General features: G+C 71.7%; 1 protein-coding gene. It reads left to right on the top strand.

What is annotated here, in order from left to right; genetic code table 11:
* A partial coding sequence (locus ACFYOV_RS33700) for an amino acid adenylation domain-containing protein (RefSeq protein WP_389094427.1) occupies positions 1-3,896 on the top strand: 3,896 nt, incomplete at both ends.

Raw genomic sequence — 3,896 nt, forward strand, 5'->3', positions numbered from 1 at the left:
ACGGCGAACCACAGGGCATCACCGGAGCGATCGAGTACTCCAGCGACATCTACGACGCGCCCACCGTCCGCGTGCTCTTCGACCGCTGGATACGGCTTCTCGACACCGCGACCACCCACCCCGACCAGCCGCTCGGCCACATCGACATCCTCTCTGCCGAGGAACACCGGCAACTGCTCGACACCTGGCAGGACACCGGGACCGAGATCGGCGAGCACCTGCTGCCGGTCCGCTTCGCCGAGCAGGCCGCCGCCACACCGGACGCCGTGGCCCTGATTGCCGGGGACACCTCCCTGACCTATGCGGAACTGAACCACCGTGCCAACCGGCTCGCTCACGCCCTGTTGCGCCGGGGCGCCGGCCCGGACCGGCTGGTCGCGCTGGCTCTGCCGCGCTCGGCCGACCTGGTCGTCGCCCTGCTGGCCGTGCTCAAGAGCGGCGCCGCGTACCTGCCGCTGGACCCGGACCATCCGGCCGGCCGCATCGCGTACGTGTTGGAGGACGCGCGGCCCGCACTGCTGCTCACCACGGTCTCGACGGACTCCCGGACGCCCGGCGGCGGCTCGGCCGAGCGACTGGTGCTGGACTCCCCGGACGTACAGGCCCTGCTGGCCGATTGCCCCGACACCGACCCGGCCGACACGGGCCGCGGTGGGCCGCTGCCGGCCGACGCCGCCGCATACGTGATCTACACGTCCGGCTCGACCGGTCGCCCCAAGGGGGTGGTCGTGCCGCACGCGCCGCTGCTCAACTTCCTGGAGGCCATGCGCCGGGAGGTCCCGCTCCGGACGGGGGAACGGCTGCTCGCTGTCACCACGGTGGCGTTCGACATCGCCGCGCTGGAGCTGTACCACCCGCTCCTGTCGGGCGCCACGGTCGTCCTCGCGCCCAAGGAGGCCGTCCCCCAGCCGTCCGCCGTGATCGACCTGATCACCCGGCACGGCGTCACGGTGATGCAGGGGACGCCCTCGCTGTGGCAGCTCCTGGTGGCACACGAGCCGGAGGCCTTGCGGGGCCTGCGCATGCTGGTCGGCGGTGAGGCGCTGCCCGCCCCGCTCGCCGAGTCGATGCGCACGCTCACGGACGACGTGACCAACCTGTACGGCCCAACCGAGACCACCATCTGGTCCACCGCCGCGAACCTGGCCGACGGCGCGGGCGCGCCGCCGATCGGCCGACCGATCGCCAACACCCGCGTGTACGTGTTGAGTTCGGAACTGGAGCTGGTGGCTCCCGGTGTGGTGGGTGAGCTGTACATCGCGGGGGCCGGTGTCGCCCGGGGCTATGTGGGCAGGCCCGGTCCGACGGCCGAGCGGTTCGTCGCGGACCCGTACGCTCCAGCACCGGGTGGCCGGATGTACCGCACCGGTGACCTGGTGCGCTGGAACCAGGACGGTGAGCTGGAGTTCGTCGGCCGCGCCGACCACCAGGTCAAGATCCGCGGCTTCCGCATCGAACCCGGCGAGATCGAGAAGGTCCTGACCGACCACGCGGACATCGCACAGGCGGCCGTCGTCGTCCGAGAGGACCAGCCCGGCGACACCCGCCTCGTCGCCTACGTCGTCGCCGACACCTCGGCGCCGGCGCACGACGAGGCCGTGGAACAGGACCAGCTGAGCGAGTGGCAGGACCTGTACGACTCCGTGTACACCACGGCACCGCAGACGGCATTCGGCGAGAACTTCGCCAGCTGGAACAGCAGTTACGACGGCAAGCCGATCCCGCTGCCCGACATGCGGGAGTGGCGTGACACGACCGTGGACCGCATCAGGTCCCTCCGGCCGCGCCGCGTGCTGGAGATCGGTGTCGGCACCGGTCTGCTCCTGGCCCGGCTGGCGCCCGAGTGCGAGGAGTACTGGGGCACCGACTTCTCCCACACCGTCATCGACGACCTCCGGCGCCACGTCGACGCCGATCCCGTCCTGACCTCCCGGGTCCACCTCCGCACCCGGCCCGCCCACGACTTCGGCGACCTTCCGCGGGGCCACTTCGACACGATCGTGCTCAACTCGGTGGCCCAGTACTTCCCGAACGCCGGATACCTGGAGCAGGTCATCCACAATGCGGTCCGCGCGCTCGCGCCCGGTGGCGCCCTGTTCATCGGTGACGTCCGCAACCCGCGGCTGCTGCGCACCTTCGCCGCCGGTGTGCACACGGCGCGTGCCGGGAACCCGGCCGACACGGCCGCGATCCGCCGTGCCGTCGAACAGAGCCTGGTCCTGGAGAAGGAACTCCTCGTCGACCCCGAGTACTTCACCGCCCTCACCCACCACGTCCCCGACCTCGCGGGCACCGACATCCAGCTCAAGCGCGGCACCGCCCACAACGAACTCACCCGCTACCGCTACGACGTCACCCTCTACAAGACCGGCATCGCACCCCAGCCCCTCACCGACGCCCCCACCCGGCCCTGGACCGGTCACGCCGACACCCGGGCCGACCTCGCCGCCCTGCGGCAGCAGCTGGCGGCCGAGCGGCCCACGGAACTCCGCCTGACCGGCGTCCCGAACCCGCGCCTCACCCAGGAACTCGCCGTGCGGCGAGCCCTCGACGAGGGCACGCCCCTTCCCGAGCACCCCACCGCATCGGATACCGACCTCGAGGTCTTCCACGACCTGGGCGACGAGCACGGCTACTGGACCGGCATCACCTGGAACACGCATGACGCCGACACCGTGGACGTCGTCTTCGTCGACCGGAGCCGGCTGGGCGACCGTGCCCCCGTCGGCACCTACGCCGCCCTCCACACCGGCGCCTCCACCGCGCCCCTGTCCACGTGGACGACCAACCCCGCCGCCCGCCGGGGGACCGGTGCCCTGGTCACCAAGCTCCGCGAACACACCCGCCACCACCTGCCCGACTACATGGTCCCGTCGGCCGTCGTTCCCCTCGACCGGCTCCCCCTGACGGCCAACGGGAAGCTGGACCGGGCCGCCCTCCCCGCGCCCGACTTCACGTCGGCAGCGTCGGGGCGGGGGGCGCGTACGCCGCAGGAGCAGATCGTGTGCGACCTGTTCGCGCAGGTTCTGGGGCTGGCACGGGTCGGTGTCGACGACGACTTCTTCGATCTGGGTGGGCACTCGCTGCTGGCCACGCGGTTGATCGCGCAGGTCCGTGCGGCGTTCGGGGTCGAGCTGGAGCTGCGTGCGCTGTTCGAGGGGCCGACGCCGGCCGCGGTGGCGGCGCTCCTGGACACCGCCGCACCCGGTCGCCTGGCCCTCACCGTGCGGCAGCGGCCGGAGGTCATGCCGCTGTCCTTCGCCCAGCGTCGGCTGTGGTTCATCCACAAGATGGAGGGGCCGAGCGCGACCTACAACATCCCGCTGGCTCTGCGGCTGACCGGTGAGCTGGATCGCGACGCGCTGCGTGCGGCCCTCGGTGACGTGGTGGCCCGGCACGAGAGTCTGCGGACGGTGTTCCCCGAGGCCGAGGGTGTGCCGTGCCAGCAGGTGCTGGCGCCCGAGGCGGCCGCGCCGCACCTCGCGGTCACCCCGACGACCGAAGCCGATCTGCCGGCCGCCCTGGCGTCGGCCGCCCGGCACGCCTTCGACCTGGCGACCGAACCTCCGCTGCGCGCCGACCTCTTCGAGCTCTCGGCGCAGGAGTACGTGCTGCTGCTGGTCGTGCATCACATCGCGGGTGACGGGTGGTCGCTGGGTCCGCTGGCCGCCGATCTCACCCGTGCCTATACCGCGCGGAGTGAGGGGCGGGTGCCGGACTGGCCTGCGTTGCCGGTGCAGTATGCCGATTACACGTTGTGGCAGAACGAGTTGCTCGGTGACCAGGAGGACCCGGACAGTTTGTTCGCCACGCAGATCGCCTACTGGACCGATGCCCTGGCGGGTCTGCCCGACCAGCTGAGTCTTCCCACGGACCGTCCGCGTCCGGCGGTGATG

Origin of the sequence: Streptomyces sp. NPDC005931 (assembly GCF_042871235.1) — a bacterium.
Lineage (GTDB): Bacteria > Actinomycetota > Actinomycetes > Streptomycetales > Streptomycetaceae > Streptomyces.